Annotated in this window: 23 protein-coding genes; 21 read left to right on the top strand and 2 right to left on the bottom strand. The window is 56.8% G+C overall.

The window, feature by feature from the left end:
- Positions 1-4 precede the first annotated feature (4 nt).
- The gene (gene uspC, locus DD597_RS15045) at positions 5-433 is read right to left on the bottom strand and encodes a universal stress protein UspC (protein ID WP_003859692.1); all 429 of its coding nucleotides are present in this window, start codon (positions 431-433) and stop codon (positions 5-7) included.
- A gap of 795 nt (positions 434-1,228) precedes the next feature.
- Between uspC and flhD the strand changes: the two genes are divergently transcribed.
- From flhD to cheW, 6 genes are all read left to right on the top strand, one after another.
- The gene (flhD, locus tag DD597_RS15040; protein ID WP_210911807.1) at positions 1,229-1,579 is read left to right on the top strand and encodes a flagellar transcriptional regulator FlhD; all 351 of its coding nucleotides are present in this window, start codon (positions 1,229-1,231) and stop codon (positions 1,577-1,579) included.
- A gap of 2 nt (positions 1,580-1,581) precedes the next feature.
- Complete coding sequence (gene flhC / locus DD597_RS15035) at positions 1,582-2,160, top strand: flagellar transcriptional regulator FlhC (protein ID WP_003859695.1); 579 nt, start codon at positions 1,582-1,584, stop codon at positions 2,158-2,160.
- 123 nt (positions 2,161-2,283) lie between these two features.
- Complete coding sequence (gene motA / locus DD597_RS15030) at positions 2,284-3,171, top strand: flagellar motor stator protein MotA (RefSeq protein WP_003859696.1); 888 nt, start codon at positions 2,284-2,286, stop codon at positions 3,169-3,171.
- Positions 3,168-4,097 carry a flagellar motor protein MotB gene (gene motB / locus DD597_RS15025; protein WP_045337563.1) on the top strand — a complete coding sequence of 310 codons (930 nt, stop codon included), beginning with the start codon at positions 3,168-3,170 and terminating at the stop codon, positions 4,095-4,097. The genes motA and motB overlap by 4 nt, the downstream gene beginning before the upstream one ends.
- A gap of 4 nt (positions 4,098-4,101) precedes the next feature.
- The gene (gene cheA / locus DD597_RS15020; RefSeq protein WP_129256346.1) at positions 4,102-6,111 is read left to right on the top strand and encodes a chemotaxis protein CheA; all 2,010 of its coding nucleotides are present in this window, start codon (positions 4,102-4,104) and stop codon (positions 6,109-6,111) included.
- Positions 6,112-6,130: 19 nt separating this feature from the next.
- Positions 6,131-6,634: a chemotaxis protein CheW gene (gene cheW, locus DD597_RS15015; protein ID WP_003859699.1), complete on the top strand. Its 504-nt coding sequence runs from the start codon at positions 6,131-6,133 to the stop codon at positions 6,632-6,634.
- 45 nt (positions 6,635-6,679) lie between these two features.
- Here the strand turns inward: cheW and DD597_RS15010 are convergent, their stop codons facing one another.
- Positions 6,680-7,939, bottom strand: coding sequence for a dicarboxylate/amino acid:cation symporter (locus DD597_RS15010; RefSeq protein ID WP_003859700.1), 1,260 nt, complete (start codon positions 7,937-7,939; stop codon positions 6,680-6,682).
- Between the two features lie 426 nt (positions 7,940-8,365).
- Here DD597_RS15010 and DD597_RS15005 point away from each other — a divergent pair, with 426 nt between their 5' ends.
- The 15 genes from DD597_RS15005 to DD597_RS14935 all read left to right on the top strand — a co-directional run bounded on the left by DD597_RS15005 (position 8,366) and on the right by DD597_RS14935 (position 25,591).
- Complete coding sequence (locus DD597_RS15005; protein WP_003859701.1) at positions 8,366-8,938, top strand: spore coat protein U domain-containing protein; 573 nt, start codon at positions 8,366-8,368, stop codon at positions 8,936-8,938.
- A gap of 7 nt (positions 8,939-8,945) precedes the next feature.
- A complete protein-coding gene (locus tag DD597_RS15000; protein WP_032659181.1) occupies positions 8,946-9,494 on the top strand; it encodes a spore coat U domain-containing protein in 549 nt (182 codons plus the stop codon).
- A gap of 16 nt (positions 9,495-9,510) precedes the next feature.
- The gene (locus DD597_RS14995; RefSeq protein ID WP_022651454.1) at positions 9,511-10,272 is read left to right on the top strand and encodes a molecular chaperone; all 762 of its coding nucleotides are present in this window, start codon (positions 9,511-9,513) and stop codon (positions 10,270-10,272) included.
- Positions 10,248-12,632, top strand: coding sequence for a fimbria/pilus outer membrane usher protein (locus DD597_RS14990; protein WP_129256345.1), 2,385 nt, complete (start codon positions 10,248-10,250; stop codon positions 12,630-12,632). Before DD597_RS14995 ends, DD597_RS14990 begins: the two co-directional genes overlap by 25 nt.
- Positions 12,629-13,591 carry a spore coat U domain-containing protein gene (locus tag DD597_RS14985; protein ID WP_045896077.1) on the top strand — a complete coding sequence of 321 codons (963 nt, stop codon included), beginning with the start codon at positions 12,629-12,631 and terminating at the stop codon, positions 13,589-13,591. The genes DD597_RS14990 and DD597_RS14985 overlap by 4 nt, the downstream gene beginning before the upstream one ends.
- A gap of 85 nt (positions 13,592-13,676) precedes the next feature.
- A complete protein-coding gene (tar, locus tag DD597_RS14980) occupies positions 13,677-15,344 on the top strand; it encodes a methyl-accepting chemotaxis protein II (protein WP_129256344.1) in 1,668 nt (555 codons plus the stop codon).
- Between the two features lie 44 nt (positions 15,345-15,388).
- A complete protein-coding gene (gene tap / locus DD597_RS14975) occupies positions 15,389-16,990 on the top strand; it encodes a methyl-accepting chemotaxis protein IV (RefSeq protein WP_129256343.1) in 1,602 nt (533 codons plus the stop codon).
- 19 nt (positions 16,991-17,009) lie between these two features.
- Positions 17,010-17,876 (top strand): protein-glutamate O-methyltransferase CheR, encoded by an 867-nt coding sequence (cheR, locus tag DD597_RS14970; protein ID WP_129256342.1) that lies wholly within the window; start codon positions 17,010-17,012, stop codon positions 17,874-17,876.
- A complete protein-coding gene (locus DD597_RS14965) occupies positions 17,873-18,922 on the top strand; it encodes a chemotaxis response regulator protein-glutamate methylesterase (protein ID WP_003859716.1) in 1,050 nt (349 codons plus the stop codon). The genes cheR and DD597_RS14965 overlap by 4 nt, the downstream gene beginning before the upstream one ends.
- Before the next feature lie 17 nt (positions 18,923-18,939).
- Positions 18,940-19,329 carry a chemotaxis response regulator CheY gene (gene cheY / locus DD597_RS14960; protein ID WP_000763862.1) on the top strand — a complete coding sequence of 130 codons (390 nt, stop codon included), beginning with the start codon at positions 18,940-18,942 and terminating at the stop codon, positions 19,327-19,329.
- A 10-nt stretch (positions 19,330-19,339) separates the two neighbouring features.
- Positions 19,340-19,984: a protein phosphatase CheZ gene (gene cheZ / locus DD597_RS14955; protein ID WP_003859718.1), complete on the top strand. Its 645-nt coding sequence runs from the start codon at positions 19,340-19,342 to the stop codon at positions 19,982-19,984.
- Between the two features lie 150 nt (positions 19,985-20,134).
- Positions 20,135-21,283 carry a flagellar biosynthesis protein FlhB gene (gene flhB / locus DD597_RS14950; protein ID WP_003859720.1) on the top strand — a complete coding sequence of 383 codons (1,149 nt, stop codon included), beginning with the start codon at positions 20,135-20,137 and terminating at the stop codon, positions 21,281-21,283.
- A complete protein-coding gene (gene flhA / locus DD597_RS14945) occupies positions 21,276-23,354 on the top strand; it encodes a flagellar biosynthesis protein FlhA (protein WP_003859723.1) in 2,079 nt (692 codons plus the stop codon). The genes flhB and flhA overlap by 8 nt, the downstream gene beginning before the upstream one ends.
- Positions 23,354-23,746 (top strand): flagellar protein FlhE, encoded by a 393-nt coding sequence (locus DD597_RS14940; RefSeq protein WP_003859725.1) that lies wholly within the window; start codon positions 23,354-23,356, stop codon positions 23,744-23,746. Before flhA ends, DD597_RS14940 begins: the two co-directional genes overlap by 1 nt.
- A 261-nt stretch (positions 23,747-24,007) precedes the next feature.
- The gene (locus DD597_RS14935; RefSeq protein ID WP_022648498.1) at positions 24,008-25,591 is read left to right on the top strand and encodes an MFS transporter; all 1,584 of its coding nucleotides are present in this window, start codon (positions 24,008-24,010) and stop codon (positions 25,589-25,591) included.
- The last annotated feature ends 2 nt before the right edge of the window (positions 25,592-25,593 follow it).

Here is a 25,593-nt window from a genome sequence, read left to right as displayed (position 1 = left end):
GGCATTAATTGCCCCCGAGAGGCACCAGCAGGACATCCACCTGGCTTGACGAAACGATGGATTTTGCCGAGCATGCCGCCCGGGAAAAAAAGCTCTGGTTATGATTTCCGCAAATGACCAAATCAATATTCTGTTTGCGACAAATGTCGAGAATATGTTCACTTAATTCCCCGGTGGCTATCACCGTCTGATGGACAGGATAGTTTGCCCGCTCAACCAGCTCGCGCAGAAATTGCTGCGTTTCTTCCTGAAGAACCTCACGAATATCTTCCAGCATAGGCGCTGCCAGTTGGTTATACATTTCGGGTTCAGCTGCCAGGGTGATCAGACTTATGCGGGCGTTGTTCGGGCGGGCAATGGAAACGGCACGGGCGACGAGTTGATGACTTTCTGGGGAAACCGCAACAGAAACAAGAAGATGGGAGTAACTCATCACACACTCCTTTTATGTCAAAATGACACGTTTCTTAAGCTTTACCGCGAATCTGCCGCTTCTGCAAGAGCTACATGCGACAATAGTGTGAACCTTATCATAATTATTCATTAATTATTCTTATAAGAAGAATAACGAAATGGGAGCGCAAAATGAAAGTAATTAACAACTTAACGTAAATCACACATTTAGCCTTCCGTGCTGTTAAATCGCGTTAACCGATCGTCAACGCAAGCGTGATGCTGACCCATGGAAGCTCCTGTCTCGAATTGAAAGCTTAACCTGCTGTTTTTACTTAATTAAATCTGGCTGTTCCCTGACGTTCGCGCCCGTTCAGACGCGGAAGGGCAGCGCTTCTCCGACATAGCAATTTTCATACCCGATCCACTCATCCCTCTGCATGAGTATTCGTTCCATAAGAATATAACCAAGCTTCGGTTGCTCAATAAACAGTCAAATTACAAGTCGCGCTGATGGATTTATGGGTTACATTCGCGTAAATTATGTGACGAAGATCACATTTTTTTAAATTCCAGGGGGGGCTGCATTGTATGTGTCAAAACTGACGAGTAGAGTTTGCGTCGAATTAGGAAAAATCTTAGTTATTTGTAAGAAAAGATAAAATGTGTAACCGACATTTTGGCCATGTTAACCGGTCACGCGCTTTACGACGTACAAACCTAAATTCAACTATGCATTTGGCCTTTTCTTTTTATACCGGGTGATTTCCCGGCGACATCACGGGGTGCGGTCTTTCCGCATAAAAATAATAGTTGGTTATTCGGGATGGGAAAAATGCATACATCCGAGTTGCTAAAACATATTTATGACATCAATTTGTCGTATTTATTGCTCGCGCAGCGTTTGATTAGTCAGGACAAACCGTCAGCGATGTTTCGTCTGGGTGTTAACGAAGAGATGGCAACCATGCTGGGTGGATTAACCCTCCCGCAAATGGTCAAGCTGGCTGAAACCAATCAACTTGTCTGCCAGTTCCGTTTTGATGACCCGCAGACCATTACGCGTCTGACTCAGGAATCTCGCGTGGACGATCTGCAACAAATCCACACCGGTATTCTTCTCTCCACCCGTCTGCTCAACGAAATCAGCCAGCCTGATGACGTAGCCCGGAAGAAAAGGGCTTAACAATGAGCGAAAAAAGCATTGTTCAGGAAGCCCGTGATATCCAGCTGGCAATGGAACTCATCACGCTGGGCGCGCGTTTACAAATGCTGGAAAGCGAGACGCAGTTGAGCCGTGGTCGTCTGATCAAGCTGTACAAAGAACTGCGTGGTAGCCCGCCGCCAAAAGGCATGCTGCCGTTTTCCACTGACTGGTTCATGACCTGGGAGCAGAACATTCATGCTTCCATGTTCTGTAACGCCTGGCAGTACCTGCTTAAAACGGGGTTATGCAGCGGCGTTGATGCCGTGATCAAAGCCTACAAACTTTACCTTGAGCAATGCCCGCAGCAGGAAGAGGGACCTCTGCTGGCGCTGACCCGCGCCTGGACGCTGGTGCGTTTTGTTGAAAGCGGCATGCTTGAATTGTCGCGCTGCAACTGCTGTGACGGCAATTTTATTACCCACGCGCATCAGCCTGCGGGCAGCTTCGCCTGTAGTTTGTGCCAGCCTCCATCCCGAGCCGTAAAAAGACGTAAACTTTCCCGGGATGCTGCCGATATTATTCCACAACTGCTGGATGAACAGATCGAACACGCTGTTTAACCCGAACCTGTGGGCAAGATTCCAGCAGCGGTAAGCGATTACCGCTGCTTTTTTTTACCCTGCGTTCAGGTCTCGCGCTCGAAATGAACGTCCTGCCATAGTCACTAGCGGAAGGATGATGTCGTGCTTATCTTATTAGGTTACCTGGTAGTTCTCGGTACAGTTTTCGGCGGTTATATGATGACCGGCGGGCACCTTGGAGCACTCTATCAACCGGCTGAACTTGTCATCATCGGCGGTGCAGGGGTAGGGGCTTTTATCGTTGGTAACAACGGTAAATCGATCAAGGGCACGCTGAAGGCGATTCCGCTGCTGTTTCGTCGCTCGAAATACACCAAAAGCATGTATATGGATCTGCTGGCGCTGCTCTATCGCCTGATGGCGAAGTCACGTCAGCAGGGGATGTTCTCGCTGGAGCGGGACATCGAAAACCCGAAAGAGAGCGAAATTTTCGCCAGCTACCCGCGTATTCTGGCCGACGCGATGATGCTCGATTTTATCGTCGATTACCTGCGCCTGATCATCAGCGGCAACATGAACACCTTCGAAATTGAAGCCCTGATGGACGAAGAGATTGAAACCCATGAGAGCGAATCCGAAGTGCCGGCCAACAGCCTGGCGCTGGTGGGCGACTCGCTTCCGGCGTTCGGCATCGTGGCGGCGGTAATGGGCGTGGTACATGCTCTGGCCTCGGCGGATCGCCCGGCGGCTGAGCTGGGCGCGCTGATTGCCCACGCGATGGTGGGGACGTTCCTCGGTATTTTACTGGCCTACGGCTTTATCTCCCCGCTGGCGAGCGTGCTGCGCCAGAAGAGCGCCGAAACCACCAAAATGATGCAGTGCGTGAAAATTACGCTGCTCTCAAACCTCAACGGTTATGCCCCGCCGATCGCCGTCGAATTTGGTCGTAAGACGCTCTACTCCAGCGAACGTCCGTCGTTTATCGAACTGGAAGAGCACGTGCGCGCGGTGAAAAACCCCAACCAACAGACGACAACTGAGGACGCATGAAAAACCAGTCCCATCCGATCGTCATCGTAAAAAAGCGCAAGCATAAGGCGCACGGGCACGGTTCTCACGGCTCCTGGAAGATCGCGTACGCCGACTTTATGACCGCCATGATGGCGTTCTTCCTGGTGATGTGGCTGATCTCCATCTCCAGCCCGAAAGAGCTTATCCAGATTGCGGAATATTTCAGGACGCCGCTGGCGACGGCGGTCACCGGCGGGCCGCGCATTTCGAACAGCGACAGCCCGATCCCCGGCGGCGGTGACGATTACACCCAGCAGCAGGGCGAAGTGAAAAAACAGCCTAACATCGACGAGCTGAAAAAACGGATGGAGCAGGCGCGCCTGAAAAAACTGCGCGGTGACCTGGATCAGCTGATTGAAGCGGACCCCAAGCTGCGTGCGCTGCGTCCGCATCTGAAAATTGACCTGGTACAGGAAGGGCTGCGTATTCAGATCATCGACAGCCAGAACCGGCCGATGTTTAAAACCGGCAGCGCCGATGTCGAGCCCTACATGCGCGATATTCTGCGTGCGATTGCACCGGTACTGAACGGTATTCCTAACCGCATTAGCCTGTCCGGACACACGGATGATTTCCCGTACGCCACGGGAGAGAAAGGATACAGCAACTGGGAGCTTTCTGCCGATCGCGCCAACGCCTCGCGTCGCGAGCTGGTGGCGGGTGGGCTTGATGATGGCAAGGTCCTGCGCGTGGTCGGCATGGCTGCAACCATGCGCCTTACCGACCGCGGACCGGATGACGCCATCAACCGTCGTATCAGTCTTTTAGTGCTGAACCAGCAGGCGGAGCAGGCCATCCTGCATGAAAACGCCGAAAGTCAGAATGAGTCACTGGACGATTTAAAACAGCCTGGGGCCGTCCCTTCGGCTGCCGTTCCAACATCGCCACCAGCCAATCCGAGGTGATAGCGTGAGCATGGATATTACCGATTTTTACCAGACATTTTTTGATGAAGCCGACGAATTGTTGGCCGATATGGAGCAACATTTGCTGGATCTGGTGCCCGAGGCGCCGGACTCAGAACAGCTCAATGCCATCTTCCGTGCGGCGCATTCCATTAAAGGCGGAGCCGGAACGTTTGGATTTACCATTTTGCAGGAAACCACCCATTTAATGGAAAACCTGCTGGATGAAGCACGACGCGGTGAGATGCAGCTCAATACCGACATTATCAACCTGTTTTTGGAAACGAAAGATATTATGCAGGAACAGCTCGACGCCTATAAAAGTTCGGCAGAGCCTGATGCCGCCAGCTTTGAATACATCTGCAACGCGCTGCGTCAGTTAGCGCTGGAAGCCAAAGGTGAGGCGTCTGCGCCCGCTCTCCCTGCGGCAAAACTGAGCGTTGTTGACGCCGTGGCCGAACCCGCTACGGCGCCTGACGCGCCCGCAGGAAAACTGCGCGTGGTGCTGTCACGTCTGAAGGAGAACGAGGTCAACCTGCTGGAAGAGGAGCTGGGGAACCTGGCGACGCTCAGCAACGTGGTGAAGGGCAAAGACAGCCTGGCCGCGACGCTTGACGGCGGGATCGGTCAGGATGACATCGTGGCAGTGCTCTGCTTCGTCATTGAAGCGGATCAGATTGCGTTTGAAACCGAGGCGGCGGCCGTTGAAGCGCCAGCTCCGGCAGAGAATACCCCTGCGGTAGTTGCCGCTGCCCCGGCACTGAAAGCCGTGCCAAAAGAGACGGCTGCCCCGGCCCGCGGTGAAAAACCGGCGGCGCGTTCCAGCGAGTCCACGAGCATTCGCGTGGCGGTGGAGAAAGTGGATCAGCTAATCAACCTGGTGGGTGAACTGGTGATCACCCAGTCGATGCTGGCCCAGCGTTCCAACGAGCTGGACCCGGTGACTCACGGCGATCTCATCACCAGCATGGGCCAGTTACAACGTAACGCCCGCGATTTGCAGGAATCGGTGATGTCCATCCGCATGATGCCGATGGAATATGTCTTCAGCCGCTTCCCGCGCCTGGTGCGCGACCTGGCCGGCAAGCTCAACAAACAGATCGAACTCACGCTGATGGGCAGCTCCACCGAGCTGGACAAGAGCCTGATCGAACGCATTATCGACCCGTTAACGCACCTGGTGCGTAACAGCCTCGACCACGGCATCGAGCTGCCGGAAAATCGCGTGGCAGCCGGAAAATCGCCCGTGGGCAACCTGATCCTGTCAGCGGAACATCAGGGCGGCAACATCTGCATCGAAGTGACCGATGACGGCGCGGGCCTGAACCGCGAGCGCATTCTGGCGAAGGCGATCTCGCAGGGAATGGCGGTCAACGAAAACATGACGGACGAAGAAGTGGGCATGCTGATTTTTGCCCCGGGCTTCTCAACCGCAGAGCAGGTCACCGACGTTTCCGGCCGTGGCGTGGGCATGGACGTGGTGAAACGTAACATTCAGGAGATGGGCGGTCACGTTGAGATCCAGTCTAAGCAGGGTGCAGGCACCACGATTCGTATCCTGCTGCCGCTGACGCTGGCCATTCTTGACGGCATGTCCGTTAAAGTGGCGGACGAAGTCTTTATTCTGCCGCTGAACGCGGTGATGGAGTCCCTCCAGCCGCGTGAAGAAGATCTGCATCCGCTGGCGGGCGGGGAGCGCGTGCTCGAAGTACGCGGCGAGTATCTGCCGCTGGTGGAACTGTGGAAAGTGTTCGAAGTGGACGGGGCAAAAACCGAGGCCACGCAGGGTATCGTTGTGATCCTGCAAAGCGCCGGACGCCGCTACGCGCTGCTGGTTGATCAGCTGATTGGTCAGCATCAGGTGGTGGTTAAGAACCTGGAAAGCAACTACCGCAAAGTGCCGGGGATCTCTGCTGCCACCATCCTGGGTGATGGTAGCGTCGCGCTGATCGTCGATGTATCGGCACTTCAGGGATTAAATCGTGAACAACGTGTGGCGAACACAGCCGCCTGATTAAGTAAAAGGTAATAACATGACCGGTATGAGTAACGTAACGAAACTGGCGGGCGAGCCATCGGGGCAGGAATTCCTGGTTTTCACTTTAGGTGATGAAGAGTACGGTATAGACATCCTGAAAGTGCAGGAAATTCGTGGTTACGACCAGGTAACGCGCATTGCGAACACGCCAGCGTTTATCAAGGGTGTGACCAACCTGCGCGGTGTGATTGTGCCTATCGTGGACCTGCGCGTGAAGTTCAGCCAGGGCGATGTGGAGTACAACGATAACACGGTGGTGATCGTCCTGAATCTGGGGCAGCGCGTGGTGGGGATCGTGGTGGATGGCGTGTCTGATGTACTGTCGCTGACCGCAGATCAAATCCGTCCTGCGCCGGAGTTTGCGGTCACGCTGTCGACGGAATACCTGACGGGGTTGGGTGCGCTCGGCGAGCGTATGCTAATTCTGGTGAATATTGAGAAGCTGCTGAACAGTGAAGAGATGGCGCTGCTGGATATTGCGGCGAATCATGTAGCATAAAATGAAGCCGGGTAAGCGTCAGCGCCACCCGGCTCTTTTGTATCCTTACGCCTCCTGCTCCACCAGCTCTGCCTCCGCTTCCCGCGCCCCTTCATTCTGCGACAGCATCGCTGTCGCAATCCCGTTCCCCAGCACGTTAATGGCGGACCGTCCCATATCCAGGAAATGATCAATCCCCATCAGCAGCAGGATCCCGGCCACCGGAATGTTAAAGCTCGGAATGGTTGCCGCCAGCACCACCAGCGACGAGCGCGGTACACCCGCAATGCCTTTCGAGGCCAGCATCAGCGTTAACATCAGCACCGTCACCTCGGTGAAACTCAGGTGAATGTTGTACGCCTGGGCGATAAACATTGAGGCGAACGAGCAGTACACCATGGAGCCGACCAGGTTAAACGAGTAGCCGATCGGCAGGACGAAAGAGGCGATATTCCGTGAACAGCCGAAGCGCGCTAACTGCTCCAGCGTTTTCGGGTATGCCGCTTCAGAGCTGCTGGTGGTAAACGCGACCAGCACCGGATCTTTCAGCATCGCCACCAGACGAAAAATCTCTTTTTTCAGCACCATGTAACCTACCGCCAGCAATACCAGACAGGTCAGAAGGATCGCCACATAGTAACCGCCAATAAACGAGGCATAGTTCAGCAAAATGCCCAGCCCCTGGGTGGCAATGACGGACGAAATTGCGGCAAAAATGGCCAGCGGCGCAACGTACATCACGTAGCCCGTCACCTTCAGCATAATGTGGGAGACCACATCCAGCGCCGCGACCAGCGGGGCGTTGAATTTTTGGCCCAGTGACGCGCCGCCAATGCCGAAGAACATCGAGAAGACCACAATTTGCAGGATCTCATTGTTCGCCATCGCGCCGGCAATGCTGGTTGGAATGGTGTGTGACAGGAAGGCTTTCAGCGACATCCCACTAACGGCCAGGCCGGTATCAACCGTCTCTGTGGGTATGCTCAGGTTCAGACCGCTGCCGGGTTGTTCAAGGGTAACAATAAACAGCCCCACCAGAATGGAAAGCACGGATGAGCTGATAAACCACACCATCGCTTTACCCCCGACGCGCCCAATCGTCGACGTTTCACCCAGCTTCATAATGCCCACCGTCAGGGTGCTGAACACCAGCGGGGCAATCACCATCTTAATCAGCCGCAGGAAAATATCGGTCAGTAGCGTAATGTTCTCCGACCAGGCCTGTATCGCGTCGGACGAAGCATACTCATGGATCGCCGCACCTGAAAGAATACCCGCCAGCATGAAAATCACGATGAAGAGCGTGAGTTTGTTTGCACTTGCCACAAAAAGATCCTCTATGCGCTAAAAGAGTTTCCTGCGTCGATGCATACAAAATTTTTATTTAAGCGCAGGAAAATATTCGAGGCATAAATTGAAGTAAAGCTGCGTGAGTTACAACTTGTTTTTAATTTTTATGAAATTCGTTGTTTTTATCATAACGATATATTGTGATGCAGATCACATTACACGCGATATATCCTCAGATTAAGCAAGAATAATGCCCGTTTTATTTTGCTAACTCTTTGTAATGTTTGTTAATAGTCTGTTAATTGGGGGCGGGTGTCTCACCTTCGTTGAAAGTGGTTGAAGCGTGAACCATAAACTAAATTCTCAGTAACCGCGCCGGGGAATGTTTAAGCGGGGCTAACATACTGAACAGTATGAATAAAATATGGCAAGCGGACCATTATTTCTTCTGGAGGGTGGTAAATGAAAAGAAAACTTCTTTTTATCTGCGCGGGTACACTGCTGACGGCGGCGACTGTCGGTCAGGCGCTGGCAGTCACCAGTAGCGGTACTATCGGGGCGACGCTGACGTTGACGAACGGTTGTTTGATCAACGGCTCGCCAACGCAAAACGGCATTAACTTCGGGACACTCGATTTCGGGACCCATCCTGCGACATTCTCCACCCTGACAACCCAGTTAACCGGGGCCAGCGGCGGTAATACCTTTACCATTCAATGTACCACTGCCAGTTACACGGTGGCGATCACCGGCAACACCAACGCGACCGCACCCGGAACTGTTGTCGGCACCCCCGGCACACCCGCCCGATATCTGGTGAACACCGCCAATGCGGCACAGGGCGTGGCATACAGCCTCTATAGCGACAGCGGGTACAACAACGTGATTGCTAACAACGCCGCGTTGCCCGTAGCTTCCACAGCGGGCGGGGTGAACAGCTATACCCTCTACGGGCGCATAACGGGCGGCGGCAATAGCGTAACGGTTGTACCGGGAACCTATACCGACACGATTAACGTCAGCGTCACCTACTGATTCAGCCATGAAGGCATTGTGTTTATGTCTGCGCGAAAGCGCAGAGGGCGTCGTGCACCCTTTTTTGGCCCTGATCGTCGGGCTGATGATGATCTGCGACGCCAGGGCGGTGACATCCCAGTCCTTCAGGGTGAGCGCGACGGTAGTACCAGGATGCTCGGTGAGTACCGGCACGGGCGGGCGCTTTGGGACGCTGGATTTTGGAACCCGCAATGGCGTGGACAACACGCCGGTCAGCACCAGCTTTGTCGCCGACGGCGCGTTGTCCATCGCCTGCACACCGGGTGTGGCGCTAAGTATGAGCATTAACGGCGGTCAGAATTTTAGCTCTGTGAGGCGGATGACGCGTTCAGGCGGGACAGAGGTGGTCGGTTACCGGCTCTACAGCAGCAGCTCACTGGCCGCTAACAGTGAAATTGGCGTTAACCAGGCCATACCGATTACCTATACCAACAGCAATAACATCGCGCTGCCTCTTTTTGGCGTCGCGCTCCTGACGGGGTTTAGCCTGCCGGGAACATATTCAGATCAACTCACCGTGACCTTGTCATGGTAGGAAAGGGAGAACATCGATGAAGCCATTTTTCAGGCGATCAGGCCTGGTGGGTCTGTTGGGGGCAACGGCTCTGGCAGCGGGCCAGGCGCAGGCAGCGGCAACCATTCTTTTGTGGCCCATCGATCCGTGGCTTTCGGCAGAGGCCAGAGCAACTGAATTGTGGATCCAGAATCAGGGCAACAGCGCCACGACAATGCAGATACGCATTGTGCGCTGGAAACAGGAGGGCGGATATGAGCGTTACACCGCCCAGCAGGATGTGGTCGCCAGCCCGCCGATCGTGACTATCGCTAAAGGCAGTAAACAGCTTATTCGCCTGATCAAGCAGGGGACGATCCCGTCGGGGGTTGAGCAGGCCTACCGCATTATTGTGGATGAAATTCCCCAGCCGGATGCCAAAGCGGAACCGTCCATGGGCCTCAAACTGCAAATGCGCTATTCGATTCCTTTATTTGTTTATGGGCAGGGGATCCCCACCCTCAACGAAGGGGCACACCACGCGCTGGCGAATACCCAACAGCTGAGCTGGCGGGTCGTTCAGGAGGGGGGGAAACCCGCGCTTCAGGTCCGTAATCAGGGGGATGTTCACGTCCGGCTCAGCCAGGTTGCGGTTGAGCAGGGCGGGCAAAAACGCACGGTTGCCGAGGGGCTGCTGGGTTATGTGCTGCCAGGCAGCACCCGAAGCTGGCCGCTTCCGGCAGGGATTTATCAGCCGAACCGGATGAGCGCGCAAATTAATGCCAGGGATACGCAATGGCAATCGACGCCCGTCAACTGAAACCGGCGATGATGATCCTGCTTTGCGTCAGTACCAGCGCCTTTGCCGAAACCGGTGACGACAGTTTACCGCCGCCGCCGGATGCACGGACGATGAACGGCGAAGCAGTATTCCAGCTCGCCCTGGTGCTGAACCACTATGACACGGGTCTGGTGGTGCCGGTGACGCAGCGCGAGGGTGCCTGGTTTATTTCGGGCGCGGATTTGCTCCGCGCCGGGCTGCCGCCCGCGCATGTGCCTGCCGGAGAGGTGAATCTCTCGACGCTTACGTCGGTACGCGCAGAGTACGACAGCACGGCCCAGCGTCTGTTGCTGACGGTCCCCCGGGACTGGGTCGCCGCGCGGATCACGCCGTTCAGCGAACAGAACACGCATAGCAAGCCGCACTATGGCCGCGGCGCGTTGCTCAATTACGACGTTTATACCAACCATTCCGAGCACACGGGCGGCCAGGCGTCGGTCTGGCACGAGTTCCGCTATTTCAATGAGGATTATTCGTTTTCATCGACGGGTTACGCCCGGCAGAATTTCACCGGTAACAGCGGGCAGCAGGAAGGGTACGTGCGCTACGACTCAACGTTTCTGATCACCAACGAGGAAGATGCCACCACCTGGACCGTCGGGGACGTCATCAGCGATGCGCTGAGCTGGAGCACCAGCGTGCGCATGGGCGGGATCAGCTACGGGCGCGACTTCTCCCTGCGTCCTGATCTGGTGACCTGGCCGCTGCCGGCGTTTTCCGGCGAGGCGGCTGTCCCGACCTCGGTCGATCTCTTTATTAATGGCTACCGTTCCGGCTCCACCCGCCTTCAGCCGGGGCCGTTTACCCTCACCAATCTGCCGTATATCAACGGTGCCGGGGATGCGGTGCTGGTTACCACTGATGCGCTGGGTCGTCAGGTGAGTACCACGCTGCCGTTTTATGTCAGCAGCGATCTGCTTAAGCAGGGGTTAAGCGACGGCGCCGTGACGCTGGGCAGCCTGCGGCGTAACTACGGTATTGAGAATTTTGACTATGGCCCGGCGGCGGGCAGCGGATCGTATCGCTACGGGGTGACCGACTGGCTGACGCTGGAGGGGCATGCGGAAGGGGCGGAGTCGCTGGCGCTCGGCGGAGCGGGCACGGTGCTGAAGCTCGGGCGTTTTGGCGTGGTAAATACCTCGTGGACCCAAAGCCGCATGCGCGGCGATAGCGGCGGCCAGATAAACTGGGGCTATCAGTACAACACCAGCGAGTTTAGCGTAGCGACCCAGCATACCCGGCGCGACCGTGGCTTCGGCAACCTCGCCCTGTACGTTCAGCCCACCGTTTATGATGAAAATGATAACCCCGTTGCCAGCCTGAGCCGCAATACCGACCAGTATTCCTTAACTTTTAACCTCGGCGGTTACGGCAATATCGGCGCGGCGTGGATCGGGGTTGAAAGTTTTGACAGCAAAAAAACTGAGCTGCTCAACCTCTCCTGGAGCCGTAATTTGTGGGGCTCAAGCAGTATTTATCTGGCTGCCAGCCGTGACCAGCAGCGGGGCGACTGGACGGTTGCGCTGTCGTTGCAGGTTCCCCTCGGCGAACGTGACAGCGCCGCCGTCACCTTTGAAAACACCCCTGACGCAGGCAGCACTCAACGCATTAACTACAACCACTCGATGCCTTCAGACGGCGGCTTTAGCTGGAACATGGCCTGGGCCAACCAGTCGCGGTCGAGTAACTATCAGCAGGCTACGCTCGGCTGGCGGAATAACAATGTGGAGCTACAGGGCGGCGGCTACGGTGAGAAGGGCATGATGACCTGGTGGGGCGAGGCAATGGGTTCTGTTGTGCTGATGGACGGTGAGCTGTTTGCGGCGAACAAAATCAACGATGCGTTTGTGGTGATCAGCACCGACGGACATCCGGACGTACCCGTCAGCTACGAAAACCAGCCGGTTGGTAAAACCAATAACAAAGGTTATCTGTTGGTCAGCGGCGTTTCCGCCTATTACCCGGCAAGCTACCGCATTGATACCCTGAACTTACCTGCGGATACCCGGCTGAAAGAGACCGAGCGTCGGGTGGCGATTCGTCGGCATAACGGTTATCTGGTGGATTTCCCGATGGAGCAGGAGCGGGTTGCCAGCGTCATTCTGCACGATGCGCAGGGCAATGCGATCCCGGTGGGAAGCCAGGTCAGACGCGCATCCCGCAGCAGCGCGGTTGTCGGCTATGACGGCCTCGCCTGGCTGGAAAACCTCAACGATGTGAATCCGCTTGAGGTCATCACCCCGGAGGGTAAACGCTGTACGGCAACGCTGACCGTTGGCGCAAACCCTGAGCATAAGCTGCAAACCTACGGTCCGCTGACCTGTCGGGAGGCGCCGTGAGACGCCTGTTAATCGCGCTTCTGCTGCTGTGCTCCGGCGGCAGCTGGGCGGCCTGTACCGTCAGTACGGTGAATGCCTCGTTTGGCAGCGTCACCTCGTTCGCACTCAGCGGCACCGGGGAAGTGGAAACGACGGGCACGCTGGTGGTGACCTGCGATACCGTTCTCAACCTGTTAACCAACGACTCGGTGACGCTGACTTACACTTCGGCATCCGTCTTTGCGAATAGCCGGGCGACCATGAAGCGTACGGACAACGCGGCTATTACCGATGTCATTCCTACGCGCCTGTGCGGGGCGTCCGGCTGCGGCGGAAACAGTGAAGTACAAATCAGCAAAGCCTATACCTGGAGTGGAAACACGCTGCTCGGGCTGCTGGGTTCAAGGCGCTACAACATTCCCCTTTATTTCCGGACCGTAATGGGGCAGAACGTCACTGCCGGGCCGTACCAGGTGTTGTTAACGTTCAGCATCAACTACAACGTGTGCGCCGTTGGCGCGGTCGGTGCGTGCCTGACCCCGCAAACCGGCACGGCAACCACCTCCATTCTCGTCAACATGACCGTCACCAACGATTGCAGCACCATGACCACGCCGGACGTGAATTTTAACAGCGCGCCGCTGGTGCAAAATTTTCCCACCGTTTCACAGTCGGTTGCCGTCACCTGTACCAAAGGCAGCACCTACACCATAGGCATTAATAATGGGGCAAATGCCCTGAACAACGTGCGTCGTATGGTCAGCGGCAGCAACTTCATGAGTTACGACATCTACAAAGAGGCGACCAGCAACCGCTGGGGTAGCAGCGGCAGCGAGCGCTGGGCCAGCGCCAGCTCATCGCAGGTCAGTACGGACGGGCTTTTACGTACCTACAACTACACCGCCAAAGTTCTGACCAGCCAGGCCACGCCGCCTGCCGGAACCTACACCGACACGCTGATTGTCGACGTCGCATTCTGACTCCCGCGCTTTTCCCTTTCGCAAATGTAAAGTTCCTGTGGCCTGTGCCGATAACACCGTTAATAAATCTATGAGAAGGTGTTGTATGTTGAACCGTATCCGCGTTGTCACAATGCTTATGATGGTGCTGGTCATTTTCGCACTTCTTCAGCTTACTTCTGGCGGCCTCTTTTTCTCGTCGTTAAAACAGAACCAGGACAGCTTCGCGGCCTCGAACGCTTTGCGAATGCAGCAAAGCGAACTGACCACGACCTGGGATCTGATGTTGCAGACGCGTATCAACCTGAGCCGCTCGTCTGCCCGCATGATGATGGACCCAAATAACCAGCAGAGCAGCGCAAAAACGGAACTGCTGAAGAATGCGCGCGCCACGCTGGCAGACGCGGCGAAACATTACGACGCCTTCAAAAAAATCGCCCCTCAGCCGGCAATGGCGCAGGCGAGCGAGAACATAGATGAAAAATATCAGGCCTACTTCGCCGGCCTCACGGAGCTGGTGCAGTTCCTGGAGAAGGGCAATATGGACGCCTATTTCGCGCAGCCGACCCAGGGAATGCAGAACGCCCTCGGCGCGGCGCTCGGCGAGTACGCTAAAGCCAGCGGCGAGCTTTATCACTCCGCGTTCACGCAAAGCCAGAACGACTACCGTTTCGCGAAATGGCAGATGGCGGTTCTCGCCCTCGCGCTGGTCATAGTGCTGGTGGCCGTGTGGTACGGCATTCGTCATATCCTTCTTAACCCGCTTGGCCGCGTCATTGCCCATATCCGTGATATTGGCCGGGGCGATCTCACGAAAACGCTGTCCGTTTCTGGCCGCAATGAGATCACCGAGCTGGCAACCAGCGTCGACCATATGCAGCGTTCGCTGATTGATACCGTCGCCAACGTGCGCGAGGGGGCGGATGCCATCTATACCGGCACGAGTGAAATCGCGATGGGCAACAACGATCTTTCGTCCCGTACCGAACAGCAGGCGTCCGCTCTGGAAGAGACGGCGGCCAGCATGGAGCAGCTCACCGCGACCGTGAAGCAGAATGCCGACAACGCCCGTCAGGCGTCGCAGCTTGCAGAAAGCGCGTCCGATACCGCCCAGCGCGGGGGTCGGGTGGTCGACGGCGTGGTGAAAACCATGCATGACATTGCCGACAGCTCGAAGAAAATCGCCGACATCATCAGCGTTATCGACGGCATCGCCTTCCAGACCAACATCCTGGCGCTGAACGCGGCCGTTGAAGCGGCGCGTGCGGGCGAGCAGGGCCGCGGGTTTGCCGTAGTCGCCGGCGAAGTGCGTAACCTCGCCAGCCGCAGCGCCAATGCGGCGAAAGAGATCAAAGCTCTGATTGAAGACTCTGTTTCACGCGTGGATACCGGCTCGGTGCTGGTGGAAAGTGCGGGTGAAACCATGAATGACATCGTGAATGCCGTGACGCGCGTGACGGACATCATGGGTGAAATCGCCTCTGCATCGGATGAGCAGAGTCGTGGTATTGACCAGGTCGCCCTGGCGGTATCGGAAATGGATCGTGTGACGCAGCAAAACGCCGCCCTGGTGCAGGAGTCCGCTGCCGCGGCCGCTGCGCTGGAGGACCAGGCGAGCCGCCTGAAAATGGCCGTCTCGGCGTTCCGTCTTACTTCAAAAACAATAAATACGGTCAGCTCGCGGTCGGTGTACGGCGAAGCAGCCCCGGCGCCCGTGACAGCACGTACGCGCGCAGCGGTGACCGGACAAGATGAAAACTGGGAAACATTTTGACTGACAATTAAACCGCGGCTGCTTGCCGCTTGATGGGAGCGTGGATGTTAAATCGTATTCGTATCTCGACCACACTGTTTTTGATTCTGATCCTGTGTGGGGTTTTGCAGGTTGGCAGTAACGGGTTGTCTTTCTGGGCGTTTCGCGATGGCTATCAGAATTTGCAGGAAGTTGAGACGAGTAATCAGCAGCGCTCCGCACTGGCACAAACGCGTGCCGTGCTGTTGCAGGCAAGCACTGCGCTGAACAAAGCAGGGACGTTAACCGCGCTGAGCTATCCGCCGGAGGATATTAAGGCGCTGATGGTTGTGGCCCGCAGCAGCCTGAAGCAGGCCGACGCGCAGTTTAAGGCGTTTACGGCGCAGGAGGCGGTCAGTGAGAAAGAGAAAGCGCTCAAAGTCGCCATGAAAAAGACCTTTGATGTGTGGTACGGCGATCTCGACCATCAGGCGACGTGGCTGGAGAACAACCAGCTTTCTGACTTCCTGACCGCGCCGGTGCAGGCGTCTCAGGCGGCGTTTGACCACAGCTTTAACGCATGGCAGCAGGATATTAACCAGTTTGTGGCGCGTGCCGGTGCGGACAGCCGTACAAGTTACCGCATGTCAGGGGTGATATTCCTGACTATGGTAATCCTGGCGGCCCTGCTGACCGGCGGCTCGCTGTGGTGGTCGCGCAAAATGATCGTCCAGCCGCTGGCCATCGTCAGCAGTCACTTCGACAGTATTGCGAAGGGCGACCTGGCGCGTCCGGTGGCCGTGTATGGCAGGAATGAAATATCAGCGATTTTCGCCAGCCTGAAGGCGATGCAGAGTTCGCTGCGGGAAACGGTAAGCAACGTTCGCCAGGGCAGTTACGCCATGCATACCGGGATCTCCGAGATTGCGGCAGGCAATAACGACCTCTCTTCCCGCACTGAACAGCAGGCGGCATCGCTGGCGCAGACGGCGGCCAGCATGGAGCAGCTGACCGCGACGGTAAGCCAGAACGCCGATAACGCGCGTCAGGCGTCCGACTTGTCAAAACAGGCCGCGATGACGGCGAAACGTGGGGGCGATCAGGCTTCTCACGTTGCCAGCACGATGCAGGAGATTGCCGCCAGCTCGCAGAAAATTGGCGACATTATCAGCGTTATCGACGGTATCGCGTTCCAGACCAATATTCTGGCGCTGAACGCGGCGGTGGAAGCGGCGCGTGCCGGCGAGCAGGGGCGCGGGTTCGCGGTGGTTGCCGGTGAAGTCCGAAACCTCGCCAGCCGCAGCGCCAATGCGGCGAAAGAGATCAAAGGGCTGATAGAAGAGTCGGTCTCCCGCGTTCAGCAGGGCTCCGCGCTGGTGGATACCGCCGCGCAGACCATGCACGAGATAGTCACCTCCGTGACGCGGGTTAACGACATTATGGGCGAGATTGCCTCGGCGTCTGATGAACAACGCCGTGGTATTGAGCAGGTTGCGCAGGCCGTTACACAGATGGATCAGGTTACACAGCAGAACGCCTCACTGGTGGAAGAGGCGGCGGCTGCGACCGATCAGCTGGCAAACCAGGCGGATCACCTTACCGGGTTAGTCGCCGTATTTAATGTGAAAGAGCACGTTGAAGCAGTAACAGAAGTCGGACGGTCACAGGCCGTGCCCGTTGTATCCTGAATGTGATTGAGAAGGCGCTATGACATCACCCATGCCCTCAGGGCAAACGTCATTATTGTTGCAGATGACACAGCGCCTCGCGCTGTCCGACGCGCATTTTCGTCGGATATGTCAGTTAATCTACCAGCGTGCGGGGATCGTGCTTGCGGACCATAAGCGAGACATGGTCTACAACCGGCTGGTGCGGCGCTTGCGCACGCTGGGGCTGGACGATTTTGGCCGCTATCTGAGCATGCTCGAAGCGAACCAGAACAGCGCCGAATGGCAGGCATTTATCAACTCATTAACCACCAACCTGACCGCGTTTTTCCGCGAGGCGCATCACTTCCCGGTGCTGGCGGAACACGCCCGTCGCCGTGGCGGAGAGTATCGCGTCTGGAGCGCGGCGGCCTCTACCGGGGAAGAGCCGTACTCGCTGGCCATCACCCTGGCGGACACCCTGGGCATGGCGCCGGGTCGCTGGAAAGTGTACGCCAGCGACATCGACACGGAAGTGCTGGAAAAAGCCCGTAACGGCGTTTATCGCCAGGATGAGCTGAAAACGCTGTCTCCCCAGCAGCTACAGCGTTACTTCATGCGCGGTACCGGCCCGCATGAAGGACTGGTGCGCGTACGCCAGGAGCTGGCGAACTGCGTGGAATTTGCCCCCGTTAATTTACTGGATAAGCAGTACAACGTGCCGGGGCCATTCGACGCCATTTTTTGCCGTAACGTGATGATCTATTTTGATAAAACGACGCAGCAGGACATTTTGCGTCGCTTTGTTCCGTTGCTCAAGCCTGACGGTTTACTGTTTGCCGGGCACTCGGAAAACTTCAGCAACCTCGTGCGTGAGTTTAGCCTGCGTGGGCAAACGGTATATGCGATGATTAAGGAAAAAGCATGAGTAAAATCAGGGTATTGTCTGTCGATGATTCGGCGCTGATGCGTCAGATCATGACCGAAATCATCAATAGCCACAGCGATATGGAGATGGTGGCGACAGCGCCCGATCCGCTGGTCGCGCGGGATTTAATCAAAAAATATAACCCCGACGTGCTGACGCTGGATGTTGAAATGCCGCGCATGGATGGCATCGATTTCCTGGAAAAATTAATGCGCCTGCGCCCGATGCCGGTGGTGATGGTGTCATCTCTGACCGGTAAGGGTTCAGAAATCACCCTGCGCGCGCTGGAGCTGGGGGCGGTGGATTTTGTCACCAAGCCGCAGCTCGGCATTCGCGAGGGGATGCTGGCGTACAGCGAGATGATCGCCGAGAAGATCCGCACCGCGTCCCGGGCGAAGCTTGCCGCGCATAAACCGACGGCAGCCCCGGCAACCCTGAAGGCGGGGCCGTTACTCAGCTCGGAAAAGTTGCTGGTGATTGGCGCGTCAACCGGAGGAACAGAGGCAATTCGCCATGTACTCCAGCCATTGCCGCTCTCAAGCCCGGGTATTCTGATTACGCAACATATGCCGCCGGGCTTTACCCGCTCGTTCGCGGAGCGCCTGAATAAGCTGTGCCAGATCAGCGTGAAAGAGGCGGAAGACGGCGAGCGCGTGCTGCCGGGTCACGCCTATATCGCCCCGGGTGACAAGCACATGGAGCTGGCGCGCAGCGGGGCGAACTATCAAATCAAAATTCATGACGGGCCGCCGGTTAACCGGCACCGTCCGTCGGTGGATGTGCTGTTTCATTCGGTGGCGAAACATGCGGGGCGCAACGCCGTTGGGGTGATCCTGACGGGGATGGGTAACGACGGCGCCGCCGGAATGCTTGCGATGCACCAGGCTGGCGCCTGGACGATTGCGCAGAATGAAGCAAGTTGTGTGGTGTTCGGCATGCCGCGCGAGGCCATCAATATGGGTGGCGTAAGCGAAGTGGTCGATCTTAGCCAGGTAAGCCAGCAGATGCTGGCGAAAATCAGTGCCGGACAGGCAATACGTATTTGACTCAGGAGTATTATTTTATGGCGGATAAAGAGCTTAAGTTTTTGGTTGTGGATGACTTTTCCACCATGCGTCGCATTGTGCGCAACCTGCTGAAAGAGCTGGGCTTCAACAATGTTGAAGAAGCAGAAGACGGGGTGGATGCGCTGAACAAGCTCCAGGCTGGCGGGTTTGGTTTTGTGATTTCCGACTGGAACATGCCGAACATGGACGGTCTCGAACTGCTGAAAACCATCCGCGCGGATGCAGGTATGGCCTCTCTGCCGGTACTGATGGTGACCGCAGAAGCGAAGAAAGAGAACATTATTGCCGCTGCACAGGCGGGCGCAAGCGGCTACGTGGTGAAGCCATTCACCGCGGCGACTCTGGAAGAGAAGCTCGGGAAGATCTTCGAGAAACTCGGCATGTGAGGTGATGGATATGTTGCAACCTGCTATGAAACCCGTTGAAGAACATTCGCCGAGCGACATTATTGCCCGCATTGGTAGCCTGACCCGCATGCTGCGCGACAGCCTGCGTGAGCTGGGGCTGGACCAGGCGATCGCCGAAGCGGCGGAAGCCATCCCTGACGCGCGCGACCGTCTGGACTACGTCGTGCAGATGACCGCGCAGGCGGCCGAGCGTGCGTTGAACAGCGTTGAAGCCTCGCAGCCGCACCAGGATGCCATGGAGAAGGGTGCGAAAGCGCTGAGCAAACGCTGGGATGAGTGGTTTGAGAACCCTATTGAGCTGGCGGATGCCCGCGAACTGGTAACGGATACCCGTCAGTACCTGGGTGACGTGCCGGGCCACACCAGCTTCACTAACGCCCAGCTGCTGGACATCATGATGGCGCAGGATTTCCAGGACCTTACCGGCCAGGTGATCAAGCGCATGATGGATGTGATTCAGGAGATTGAACGTCAGCTGCTGATGGTGCTGCTGGAGAACATTCCGGAACCGGCTGCCCGTCCGAAACGCGAGAACGAAAGCCTGCTCAATGGTCCACAGCTTGACACCAGCAAAGCGGGCGTGGTGGCAAGCCAGGACCAGGTGGACGATCTGCTGGATAGCCTTGGTTTCTGATTGCCCGTTCTGCCTCAGGTCGTTAACGCGGCCTGAGGCAGCTCAGAACAAAAACAGCGAAAAGAGCCCGAATAAACGGGCTTTTCCCGCCATTGGATTTTCTCTGCGCTGGCATGATACCCGTGAATTAATGGGCTGCGAGCAGGCACAGTGGCAGAAGAGAACGACGACAAAACAGAAGCCCCCACACCCCACCGACTTGAAAAAGCCCGTGAGGATGGGCAGATCCCCCGATCCCGAGAGCTGACATCCCTGCTGATCCTGGTGGTGGGCGTCTGCATAATCTGGTGGGGCGGGGAGATGCTCGCCCGCAGACTGGCGGGAATGCTCTCTGCTGGCTTACGTTTTGATCACAGCATGGTCAATGACCCCAATCTGATCCTCATTCAAATCATCAACCTTGTGAAAAGCGCGATGATCGCCTTGCTGCCGCTGATCGCGGGCGTGGTCATCGTGGCCCTTGTTTCGCCGGTCATGCTCGGTGGCCTGGTGTTCAGCGGTAAATCGCTGCAACCGAAATTCTCCAAGCTCAACCCGCTACCCGGTATTGCGAAAATGTTCTCCGCGCAAACCGGGGCTGAGCTTCTTAAAGCGATCCTGAAATCGCTTCTTATGGGCAGTACAGCCGGGTTTTTTCTGTGGCACCACTGGCCGGAGATGATGCGCCTGATCAGCGAGTCCCCGATGACGGCGATGAAAAATGCCCTGAACCTGGTCGGGTTATGCTCGCTGCTGGTGGTACTGAGCATTATTCCGATGGTGGCGTTCGACGTTATCTTCCAGATCTATTCCCATATCAAAAAGCTGCGAATGTCGCGTCAGGACATCCGCGATGAATATAAACAGATGGAAGGCGACCCCCACGTTAAGGGCCGTATCCGGCAGATGCAGCGTGCCGCCGCGCGTCGGCGCATGATGGAAGATGTGCCGAAAGCCGACGTCATCGTCACCAACCCGACCCACTACTCCGTGGCGCTTCAGTACGACGAAAACAAAATGAGCGCGCCGAAAGTGGTGGCGAAAGGGGCCGGGCTGATTGCGCTGCGCATTCGTGAAATCGCGACGGAAAACCGCGTACCGATCCTGGAAGCACCGCCGCTGGCCCGTGCGCTGTATCGCCACGCGGAAATTGGACAACAGATCCCGGGCCAGCTCTACGCCGCTGTCGCAGAGGTGCTGGCCTGGGTGTGGCAACTGAAACGCTGGCGTTTAGCGGGCGGTCAACGACCTGTAAAACCTGAGAACCTTCCGGTGCCTGAAGCACTGGATTTTTTGAACGAGAAGGACACTGATGGCTAATCTGGTGGCAATGTTGCGCCTGCCCGGCAACCTGAAATCGACGCAATGGCAGATCCTTGCCGGACCGATTCTGATCCTGCTAATTCTGTCGATGATGGTGCTGCCGTTACCGGCATTTATTCTCGACCTGCTTTTCACCTTCAACATTGCGTTGTCCATCATGGTGTTGCTGGTGGCGATGTTCACCCAGCGCACGCTGGAGTTCGCCGCGTTTCCAACGATCCTGCTGTTCACCACGCTGCTGCGTCTGGCGCTGAACGTTGCCTCCACGCGTATCATCCTGATGGAAGGGCACACCGGCGCGGCGGCGGCGGGCAAGGTGGTCGAAGCCTTCGGTCACTTCCTGGTGGGCGGCAACTTCGCCATCGGTATCGTGGTGTTCGTCATTCTGGTGATTATCAACTTCATGGTTATCACTAAAGGTGCGGGGCGTATCGCAGAAGTAGGCGCGCGCTTCGTGCTCGACGGGATGCCGGGTAAGCAGATGGCCATCGACGCCGACCTGAATGCCGGGCTGATCGCGGAAGATGAAGCAAAAAAACGCCGTGCCGAAGTGACCCAGGAGGCAGATTTCTACGGCTCCATGGACGGTGCGAGTAAGTTTGTGCGCGGTGACGCCATCGCGGGCATTCTGATCATGGTGATTAACGTCGTCGGCGGCCTGCTTGTCGGCGTGCTGCAACACGGCATGGACATGGGCCACGCAGCGGAAAGCTATACGCTGCTGACCATTGGTGATGGTCTGGTGGCGCAGATCCCGGCGCTGGTGATCTCCACCGCGGCGGGTGTGATTGTGACCCGCGTCAGCACCGATCAGGATGTAGGCGAGCAGATGGTGGGGCAGTTGTTCAGCAACCCGCGCGTTATGCTGCTCTCCGCGGCGGTACTGGGCCTGCTCGGTATGGTGCCTGGCATGCCAAACCTGGTATTCCTGCTGTTTACTGCCGCGCTGCTGGGCCTTGCCTGGTGGATGCGTGGCCGTGAAACGCAGCCTAAGGCAGAGCCAGCGCCGGTCAAAATGCCTGAGAACACCCAGGCGGTGGAGGCCACCTGGAACGACGTTCAGCTCGAAGATTCGCTGGGGATGGAAGTGGGGTACCGCCTGATCCCGATGGTGGATTTCCAGCAGGATGGTGAACTGCTTGGCCGTATCCGCAGCATTCGTAAAAAATTCGCCCAGGATATGGGCTTCCTGCCGCCGGTGGTCCACATCCGGGACAACATGGATCTCCCGCCCGCGCGCTATCGCATCCTGATGAAAGGGGTAGAAATCGGCAGCGGTGATGCGTACCCCGGCCGCTGGCTGGCAATTAACCCGGGCACGGCCGCAGGCACGTTGCCGGGTGAGCAGACGACCGACCCGGCCTTTGGTCTGGCGGCAATCTGGATTGAGAGCGCTCTGAAAGAGCAGGCGCAGATCCAGGGTTACACGGTTGTTGAGGCCAGTACCGTGGTGGCGACGCACCTCAACCATCTGATTGGCCAGTTCTCTGCGGAACTGTTTGGCCGTCAGGAGGCGCAGCAGCTGCTCGACCGCGTAACGCAGGAGATGCCGAAGCTGACCGAAGATTTAGTGCCGGGCGTGCTGACCTTAACCACCCTGCATAAAGTGCTGCAAAACCTGCTCGACGAGAAGGTGCCCATTCGCGATATGCGTACCATCCTTGAGACGCTGGCCGAACATGCGCCGCTGCAAAGCGATCCGCACGAACTGACGGCGGTGGTACGCGTGGCGCTCGGACGCGCCATTACCCAGCAATGGTTCCCGGGAACCGGCGAAGTGCAGGTCATTGGCCTGGATACACCGCTGGAACGGCTGCTGCTTCAGGCGTTGCAGGGCGGTGGCGGGCTGGAGCCGGGTCTGGCGGACAGATTACTGGCGCAAACCCAGGAGGCGCTGGCGCGTCAGGAGATGCTGGGCGCGCCGCCGGTGCTGCTGGTGAATCATGCGCTGCGTCCGCTGCTGTCGCGCTTCCTGCGCCGGAGCCTGAACCAGCTGGTGGTACTGTCGAATATGGAGCTGTCCGATAACCGCAATATTCGCATGACGGCGACCATAGGAGGGAAATAATGCGGAAGTGGCTGTGGATCTTACTTTTCCCGCTGGCGGCGCAGGCCGCAGGCGAGGGGGCATGGCAGGCCAGCAGTATAGGCTTAACGCTCAACCATCGCGGGGAGTCGATCTCCTCCCGTCCGTTGTCTGCCTCTGAGCCCGTGTCCGGGCAGATGACGCTGGTGGCCTGGAATTACACCCTGACGGGACCCACACCGGCCGGGTTGCGGGTGCGTCTGTGCTCGCTGACCCGCTGCGCGGAAATCGAGGGACAAAGTGGCACCACCCAGGCCTTCAACGGGGTGTCTGCTCAGGAGCCTTTACGCTTTATCTGGGAAGTGCCAGGCGGTGGACGTCTGATCCCGGCGCTGAAAGTTCAGCGCAACGAGGTGCTCGTCAACTACCGCTAACTGCCTGCCTTTTCACCAGCCTTCAGGCATTTCTGAAGGCTGGCTCGCAAAAATGACCTTCCCTTTTGATACAAAAGAAACGCTGTTTTATAAATCAGTGACACGCGTATTGACACTCTTTGCATTTTTGCCATTCACCCCTTTGTGATGGCAGAAACAGAAAGGTATCAACAGGTCGATACTTTTACTGTAGCCGTGTAAAAACTCCCGGACGAGGTTTGCTTACAGGGAGTCTCCCAAAACTGATTAGGGTTGACGGCAATGAAAACACGTAAAATTGGACTCGCAAATTATCTTGCTTACGGGTCAGGGGACTTCCTCGGGGCGGGAACCACCGCCCTGACGGCCGCCTGGCTTTTGTATTTTTATACCACCTTCTGTGGACTCACACCGATTGAAGCAACCTTTATCTTCGCCGCCGCAAGGGTGCTGGATGCGGTTGTCAGCCCGTTAATGGGCTTTTTAACCGATAACTTTGGCACCACCTGGCTGGGCAAGCGTTTCGGCCGTCGTAAGTTCTTCATCCTGCTCGGTATTCCCTGCGTTTTCAGCTACTCGCTGATGTGGGTAGGGGACATGAGTTTCTGGTACTACCTGCTGACCTATCTGATCTTTGATATCGTCTACACCATGATCCTGGTGCCATACGAAACGCTGGTGCCGGAGATGACGGACGATTTCAAACAGAAAACCAAATTCTCCGGGGCGCGTATCTCTATGGCGCAGATGTCCGCTATTCTGGCTTCCTTCCTCCCGGGGATCCTGCTCACGCATTTCGGCAAAGACAATGCGATCTCCTTCTTCTATGCAAGCCTGGTCTTCTCCGTACTCTGCGCACTGATGCTTACATTCGTCTGGTTCTTTACCTGGGAGCGCCCGCGGGAAGAGTGGTCTGAAGCGGCCCTGCGTGCTGAAGAAGAGAAGAAAAAGCTGACTCTTGGGCAGAGCCTGAATCGCCTTTTTGTTGAATTAAGTTCGACGCTGCGTATCAAGATTTTCCGCCAGCATCTGGGGATGTACCTTGGCGGCTACATCGCACAGGACGTCTTTAATGCCGTGTTTACCTATTACGTGGTATTTGTGCTGATGCAGGAGGCGTCAATGGCTTCCAACCTGCTGGGCACGATGGCCATCTTCCAGTTCCTCGCCGTGATCGGCATGATCCCGCTGTGCATTCGCTTCGGGCCTGCGCCGTCTTACCGCATGGTGGTCGTGCTATTTGGTCTGGCTTCGCTCTCTTACGCGGTACTTTATTACGCGGGCCTGAGCGACGTTTACGCTCTGCTGCTGCTGATCTCTGCGGTTGCCGGTCTTGGTCGCGGGGGGATCAACTACGTACCGTGGAATACCTACACCTACATTGCTGACGTGGACGAAGTGATCACCGGTCAGCGTCGCGAAGGGATCTTCGCGGGCATCATGACGCTGACCCGTAAAGCGTCCCAGGCCGGTGCGGTAATGCTGGTGGGGATCGTGATGCAGATGTCTGGCTTTGTCAGCGGGCAAAAAGTGCAGCCTGCGGAAGTGAGCCACACTATCCTGATGATCCTGAGCGTCGGCACCATTCTGGTACTGTTCTGCGGCTTCCTGGTCTCTCTGCGCTTCAAACTCAATTTGCAGACCCACAGCACCCTGCGTGAAGAGACCGCGAAAATGCGCGAGTCCGGCCATGCGATGCCGGAGGCGGCGACCCCGCAGGCCCGCGCCACCGTGGAGATGCTGGCCGGTATGCCGTATGAATCCCTGTGGGGCAACAACAATATCGGTTATCTGAATCGCAATAAGCCGGCGGCCCCTTCGCTGAAGGATCGCGCGGTACTGAATTCGACATACAACAGAGGTTAAGA

The organism is Enterobacter cloacae complex sp. 677-3DZ2D5B (genome assembly GCF_004136695.1).
GTDB lineage: Bacteria > Pseudomonadota > Gammaproteobacteria > Enterobacterales > Enterobacteriaceae > Enterobacter > Enterobacter hormaechei_C.
This window is presented reverse-complemented; position numbering and strand designations above follow the sequence as displayed.

What these genes read in the sequence shown, in the direction of transcription:
- tap (WP_129256343.1), top strand. Translation starts at nt 15,389, where the DNA reads ATGTTAAATCGTATTCGTATCTCGACCACACTGTTTTTGATTCTGATC.
- DD597_RS15005 (WP_003859701.1), top strand. Translation starts at nt 8,366, where the DNA reads ATGAAAAGAAAACTTCTTTTTATCTGCGCGGGTACACTGCTGACGGCG.
- DD597_RS14940 (WP_003859725.1), top strand. Translation starts at nt 23,354, where the DNA reads ATGCGGAAGTGGCTGTGGATCTTACTTTTCCCGCTGGCGGCGCAGGCC.
- cheR (WP_129256342.1), top strand. Translation starts at nt 17,010, where the DNA reads ATGACATCACCCATGCCCTCAGGGCAAACGTCATTATTGTTGCAGATG.
- motB (WP_045337563.1), top strand. Translation starts at nt 3,168, where the DNA reads ATGAAAAACCAGTCCCATCCGATCGTCATCGTAAAAAAGCGCAAGCAT.
- cheZ (WP_003859718.1), top strand. Translation starts at nt 19,340, where the DNA reads ATGTTGCAACCTGCTATGAAACCCGTTGAAGAACATTCGCCGAGCGAC.
- tar (WP_129256344.1), top strand. Translation starts at nt 13,677, where the DNA reads ATGTTGAACCGTATCCGCGTTGTCACAATGCTTATGATGGTGCTGGTC.
- flhA (WP_003859723.1), top strand. Translation starts at nt 21,276, where the DNA reads ATGGCTAATCTGGTGGCAATGTTGCGCCTGCCCGGCAACCTGAAATCG.
- uspC (WP_003859692.1), bottom strand. Translation starts at nt 433, where the DNA reads ATGAGTTACTCCCATCTTCTTGTTTCTGTTGCGGTTTCCCCAGAAAGT.
- DD597_RS14935 (WP_022648498.1), top strand. Translation starts at nt 24,008, where the DNA reads ATGAAAACACGTAAAATTGGACTCGCAAATTATCTTGCTTACGGGTCA.
- DD597_RS15000 (WP_032659181.1), top strand. Translation starts at nt 8,946, where the DNA reads ATGAAGGCATTGTGTTTATGTCTGCGCGAAAGCGCAGAGGGCGTCGTG.
- flhC (WP_003859695.1), top strand. Translation starts at nt 1,582, where the DNA reads ATGAGCGAAAAAAGCATTGTTCAGGAAGCCCGTGATATCCAGCTGGCA.
- DD597_RS14990 (WP_129256345.1), top strand. Translation starts at nt 10,248, where the DNA reads ATGGCAATCGACGCCCGTCAACTGAAACCGGCGATGATGATCCTGCTT.
- cheY (WP_000763862.1), top strand. Translation starts at nt 18,940, where the DNA reads ATGGCGGATAAAGAGCTTAAGTTTTTGGTTGTGGATGACTTTTCCACC.
- cheW (WP_003859699.1), top strand. Translation starts at nt 6,131, where the DNA reads ATGACCGGTATGAGTAACGTAACGAAACTGGCGGGCGAGCCATCGGGG.
- flhD (WP_210911807.1), top strand. Translation starts at nt 1,229, where the DNA reads ATGCATACATCCGAGTTGCTAAAACATATTTATGACATCAATTTGTCG.
- DD597_RS14995 (WP_022651454.1), top strand. Translation starts at nt 9,511, where the DNA reads ATGAAGCCATTTTTCAGGCGATCAGGCCTGGTGGGTCTGTTGGGGGCA.
- DD597_RS14965 (WP_003859716.1), top strand. Translation starts at nt 17,873, where the DNA reads ATGAGTAAAATCAGGGTATTGTCTGTCGATGATTCGGCGCTGATGCGT.